At 70.7% G+C, this 5,490-nt stretch carries 5 protein-coding genes and 1 riboswitch; of the genes, 1 reads left to right on the top strand and 4 read right to left on the bottom strand.

Annotation, left to right across the window (positions count from 1 at the left end):
* From AOK11_RS37885 to AOK11_RS37875, 3 genes are all read right to left on the bottom strand, one after another.
* Positions 1-530 (bottom strand): ABC transporter ATP-binding protein (locus tag AOK11_RS37885; RefSeq protein ID WP_157869542.1); only part of this gene is annotated, 530 nt, incomplete at its 3' end.
* Between the two features lie 49 nt (positions 531-579).
* Positions 580-1,827: a LolA family protein gene (locus AOK11_RS37880; RefSeq protein WP_055598149.1), complete on the bottom strand. Its 1,248-nt coding sequence runs from the start codon at positions 1,825-1,827 to the stop codon at positions 580-582.
* Between the two features lie 340 nt (positions 1,828-2,167).
* On the bottom strand, positions 2,168-3,178 hold the full coding sequence (locus AOK11_RS37875) for a polyprenyl synthetase family protein (RefSeq protein WP_055598148.1): 1,011 nt from the start codon (positions 3,176-3,178) through the stop codon (positions 2,168-2,170).
* A 668-nt stretch (positions 3,179-3,846) separates the two neighbouring features.
* Positions 3,847-4,007: riboswitch (cyclic di-AMP (ydaO/yuaA leader) on the top strand.
* Between the two features lie 5 nt (positions 4,008-4,012).
* Here AOK11_RS37875 and AOK11_RS37870 point away from each other — a divergent pair.
* Positions 4,013-4,507 (top strand): transglycosylase SLT domain-containing protein, encoded by a 495-nt coding sequence (locus AOK11_RS37870; RefSeq protein ID WP_055598147.1) that lies wholly within the window; start codon positions 4,013-4,015, stop codon positions 4,505-4,507.
* A 54-nt stretch (positions 4,508-4,561) separates the two neighbouring features.
* Here AOK11_RS37870 and AOK11_RS37865 read toward each other — a convergent pair whose 3' ends face one another.
* Positions 4,562-5,431 (bottom strand): HAD family hydrolase, encoded by an 870-nt coding sequence (locus AOK11_RS37865; RefSeq protein WP_055598146.1) that lies wholly within the window; start codon positions 5,429-5,431, stop codon positions 4,562-4,564.
* Between the last annotated feature and the right edge of the window lie 59 nt (positions 5,432-5,490).

The raw sequence follows: 5,490 nt of genomic DNA, 5'->3' as shown, positions 1-5,490 counted from the left end.
CCGTTGGTCGGCTCGTCCAGGACGAGCAGCCGGCGGGGCTGGAGCAGGGCCGCCCCCAGCCCGAGGCGCTGCTTCATGCCGAGGGAGTACGCCTTCGCCTTCTTGCCCGCGGCGGCCGTGAGGCCCACCCGTTCCAGGGCGGCGGCGACGCGAGCGTGCCGGGTGCGCGGATCGGCTGTCGGGTCGGCGGCGTCGTAGCGCAGGAGGTTGTCGCGGCCGGAGAGGAAGCCGTATAGGGCGGGACCCTCGATGAGGGCCCCCACCTGCGGAAGCACGGCGCGCGCGAAGCGCGGCATGGGCCGGCCCAGGACGTGCGCCGTGCCCGAGGTGGGCTCGATCAGGCCCATCAGCATGCGGATGGTGGTGGTCTTGCCGGAGCCGTTGGGACCGAGGAAGCCGAAGACGCTGCCCGCCGGGACGGTCAGGTCGAGACCGTCGACGGCGAGCTGTCCGCCGCGGTAGCGCTTGGTGAGCGCACGGGTGACGATGACGCCGTCACCCGTGCTCTGCGTGGCGGACGCCTCGCCCATCGGCTCCCTCGTTCCCTGTCGTGCTGTTCCCCCGGTGCCGTTCCCCGGGTTACTTCCCTTCGTTGGCCGCCTTCACCAGCGCGTCCTGGGTGACGGCGCCCACGTAGACCTTGCCGTCCTCGGTGAACAGGGCGTTGACCAGGCGGGTGCTGAACACGGTGCCCGTGCCGAACTCGCCCTTCACCCGGTCGCCGAGCGAGCCGAGGAAGCCGTCGAGGTCACTGCCTCCGGAGCCGGCCGGCAGACCGCCCTCGCCGCCGGTGTCGAAGGTGGCGACGGAGTTCCAGCCCTCGCCGAGCACCTTCAGCCCGTCGAGGCCCTTGGCCAGGTCCTCCTCGGACTTCGGGGCGCGCTCCGGCTTCCCGTGTTCCCCGCCCTTCTCACCGCGGCCCTTCTCACCGCTGTCCAGCTCGCCCTCCTCGGTCACCTTGGCGCCCTTGGGCGGGGTGAAGTCGAAGGTCGACGCGGCCGGCCGGTCGAAGCTGACCTTGGTGAAGCCGACGTCCACGACGGCGGCACCGCCGCTCGCCGGAGTCAGCGTGAACTTCAGCGGCGTACCGGTCCTGTGGTCCACCGCGATGCTGATGGCGCCGACCGTGGAGCCGGACTGCTTGGGCTTGACGACCAGCTTGTACGCGTCCCGGCCGGCCACCTGCGCGGTGCCGTCGACGGTGACGGACGTGGTGTCGTCGACCGACTTCAGCGCCTCTTCGGCGAAGTCCTTGGGTGTGGCCGGGGGCTGGTGCTCCCGGTCCTTGTCCCCGGCGGACTCCTCGGTGGTGCTGTGGAAGACCTCGTTGGACTCGCTGTCGTAGCCCCAGACGTCCTTGCCGTTGTGGATCAGGCTGTACTCGGAGGCGTTCCCGAGCAGCGACACCTTCTGCCGGTCGGGGCCGTCGGCCGCGATGCGCAGGGTGTGCGTGCCGGAGGCCAGTTCGGTGAGCTTGGTCGTCGGGTCGGCGGAGGAACCGCCGTCCTCACCCTGGCCCATGGCGCCGGAGGCCAGGCTGCTCTCCAGGCCGCCGAGGTCCGGCAGCCCGAGGTCAGTGGTGATCTTCACGGTGCCGGAGAGCTGCTCGACATCCGACTGGGCGATCTTCTCGATCAGCTGCGCGGCGGTGATCTTCGGCAGGTCCGGGTCGCCGGAGTCGGCGAGCGCGGGGACGAGCCCGATGGTCGCGGCCGCCACTCCCATCACCGTGACCGGGACGATGTACCGCGCGGCCCTGCTCCGGCGTGCGCCCGGCTCGCCGGCCTCACGAGCGGTCGTCGTGTCGTCGGATTCGTACGGTGCCATGTGTGCCCTACCTCCGTGGTCGGCGGCGGCCTGCGTCTCGTGTCGCTCGCACCAGTCACACCCTGAGCCGCCATTCTCACCCGAATCGGTGAGGAGTGGTGATGTCCGTCGTGTTCCATCTGACCAAACCCTGCGGGCAGATGCGTCAGCCCCCGGACGCAACTCCGTGTACTGCTGCGGTATGACACGGGACGATGTTCCGCCCCCCGACCAGTAGGGGGTGGAGGAAATGCCGTAAGGGCCGGCGGACGACCGGTGCGGGCCTCTGCGGGCCTCTGCGGGCCCCTGCGAGCCTCTGCGAGGGAACACCGAAGCAGCGGGCAGGAACGGACGGGCGGGGTCAGCCGGCCCGGTGCACCACCGCGTCGCACAGCTCGACCAGGGCCGTCTTCGACTCGCAGGCCGGCAGCGGAGCCAGCGCCGAGCGCGCCTCTTCCGCGTAGCGCACGGTGTCCCGGCGGGCCTGCTCCAGCGCGGGGTGGGCGCGCAGCAGCCGCAGCGCCTCGGCGTGCCGGGCGTCGTCGCTGAGGTCGGAGCCGAGCAGCTCGCACAGGGCGATGTCCTCGGCCAGCCCCAGCCGGGCCGCCCGCTCGCGCAGCCGCAGCACGGGCAGCGTCGGGATGCCCTCGCGCAGGTCGGTGCCCGGGGTCTTGCCGGACTCGTGGGAGTCGGAGGCGATGTCCAGGACGTCGTCGGCGAGTTGGAAGGCCACCCCGAGACGCTCGCCGTACTGGGTCAGCACGTCCACGACCGTGTGGTCCGCACCGGACATCATGGCGCCGAACCGGCAGGAGACGGCGACCAGCGAGCCGGTCTTGCCACCGAGGACGTCCAGGTAGTGATCGACCGGGTCCCGGCCGTCCTGCGGCCCCGCGGTCTCCAGGATCTGACCGGTGACCAACCGCTCGAACGCCTCGGCCTGCACCCGTACGGCCTCCGGTCCGAGGTCGGCCAGGATGTGCGACGCGCGCGCGAACAGGAAATCGCCGGTGAGGACCGCGACGGAGTTGCCCCAGCGGGTGTTGGCGCTGGGCACCCCGCGCCGTACGGCGGCGTCGTCCATCACGTCGTCGTGGTACAGCGTGGCCAGGTGGGTCAGCTCCACGACCACGGCGGACGGCACGACACCGGGAGCGTAGGGGTCGCCGAACTGGGCGGCGAGCATCACGAGCAGCGGCCGGAACCGCTTGCCACCGGCCCGCACCAGGTGCTGGGCGGCCTCGGTGATGAAGGGGACCTCACTCTTCGTGGCCTCGAGCAGCCCTTCCTCGACAGCCGTCATTCCGGCCTGGACATCGGCCTCCAGAGCCTGGTCCCGCACGCTCAGCCCGAACGGCCCGACGACGGTCACGAGGGGTCTCCTGTCTGCTGGTGTCCACTGGCGCTTAGAGGTCTTGCAAAGTTTGTCGATAGGTCGCTGACATCACTCGAGTCAGCGTATCCGGTCATGTTTCGATCACCGCCAGCACCCACATTCCCCGGACTCACCTGCGCACGCGTGCACGGCGTCTCACGGCACCCTCCAATATCGGATCACCATCAGACCTTTTCCGATCAGTTGGCAACAAAGGATATTCAACGCCTTTCGGGCATGACGACCCACCCCGGAGTCCACCCTCGGGGCGCACCCGAACCACGATCCGGTACGTGATCCAGTACGCGATCCGATGCATGACCCGACGCGCAATCCGGCACGCAGACCATCCTGCCCGCCCAGGTGCCCGATTTGCCGTAATTACCAAGTAAATCCCCCCTGGTGGCAAATGTGAACACGCGGTGCGGCCAGTGAAGTGAGTCACATATCCCCCGGCGCGCCCACCCCTCGCACCCGCCGACGATTCCCCTTGCCCCGAAAGCGAGTTGACCCTTGGCATCCGCAAAGGGTCAAGTGCCGCAAACGCCCCGATACAAGATCAAGCAGCGCGTTCTGTGACGGTCGCACTTGTTCCCGACAAGTGCACTCGCATACGTTCCCGGCCTGTCGGGCGGACGCCGAATCCTGCCACCGCCCGCGCCACCCATCGATGAACCCACTCACGGCAGGAGCGGGGGACCCAGGTAAGCCGCCGGACCGGTTCGCACCCGGAACGGCTCGGGGTGAAGCCATGCCCGCAGGGGCACGGCCGGGCACTCTCCCGCCCGAACCCGACAGCTCACCTCGCAGGCGTAGGAGAGGAACACAGACATGACCGCATCCGGTCTGCCCCGCCGCTTCGGCCGCTCCCGCCTCGTCCGCTCCGTCGCCGTCGCCGGCGTCGCGGCGGTCGCCCTCCCCCTGTTCGGCGCCACCGCCGCCTCCGCCGCGCCCGCCACACCCGCCGCTGCCACGACGTCCGCCGTCGGCACCGTGACCGCGTACCCGGACAACCTCGACGGCTGGATCCGCGAGTCGCTGACCGTCATGGCGCAGCACGGCATCCCCGGCAGCTACGACTCCATCCACCGCAACATCCTGCGCGAGTCGTCCGGCAACCCGCAGGCCATCAACCTGTGGGACTCCAACGCCATCGCCGGCACCCCGTCGAAGGGCCTGCTGCAGGTCATCGACCCGACCTTCCGGGCGTACCACGTACCCGGCACGGCCTTCGACCCGTTCGACCCGGTCGCGAACATCACGGCGGCCTGCAACTACGCGGCGGACCGCTACGGCTCCATCGACAACGTCTTCGGCGCCTACTGAGACGCCCGGGCCCCTCGGGACACCGGAACGCCGGAACGCCGGCGGCGCCGAGGCCTACCGGGGCACCCTCCCGGACCTGGGGCGGGGCAGGACGTGTGGGGGCACGTACGGTTCCGCTCCGCCGAACAACCGCTCGAGGACGACGGCCACCCCGTCGTCCTCGTTCGACGTGGTGACCTCGTCGGCCACCGCCTTGAGCTCGGGGTGCGCGTTGGCCATGGCGACCCCGTGGGCCGCCCAGTCGAACATCGGGATGTCGTTGGGCATGTCGCCGAAGGCGACGGTCCGCCCGGGTTCCAGCCCCAGGTGCTCGGCGGCCAGCGCGAGACCGGTCGCCTTGGTCACACCGCACGGCTGGAGTTCCACGGTGCCCGGACCCGACATGGTGACCGTGGCCAGCGAGCCGACCGCCGAACGGGCCGTCGCCGCCAACTCGTCGTCGGTCAGGTGGGGATGGCGCAGCAGCACCTTGCTGATCGGCCGGACCCACAGATCGTCCCGTCGCTCGACCCGCACGGCGGGCAGCGTCGGATGCGGCATCAGATAGCCCGGTTCGATCAGGGTGAGTCCGTCCACCCCGTCCTGGTCGACCGCGGCGTACAGTTCCCCGACCTCGGCCTCGATCTTGCCGAGCGCGGTCTCCGCCAGTTCCCGGTCCAGGGTGACCGACCACAGCAGCCGGTCCGCGCCGGCGTCGTACACCTGCGCGCCCTGTCCGCAGACCGCGAGCCCGGTGGCGCCCAGGTCGTCCAGGAGCGGCCGCACTCGGGGCGCCGGGCGCCCCGTCACCACGAGGTGCCGGGCACCGGCCCGCGCCGCCAGCGCCAGCGCGGCGAGGGAGCGGTCGGAGAGGGTGTCGTCGCCGCGCAGCAGCGTCCCGTCCAGGTCGGTGGCGATGAGCGAACAATCGGGGAGTGCGGCCATGATCAGAGAATACGGATACCGCGCCCGCCCGACTCACCACGCCCGACCCCGCCCGGCCC

The sequence above is a fragment of the Streptomyces hirsutus genome (assembly GCF_001418415.1).
GTDB lineage: Bacteria > Actinomycetota > Actinomycetes > Streptomycetales > Streptomycetaceae > Streptomyces > Streptomyces hirsutus.
This window is presented reverse-complemented; position numbering and strand designations above follow the sequence as displayed.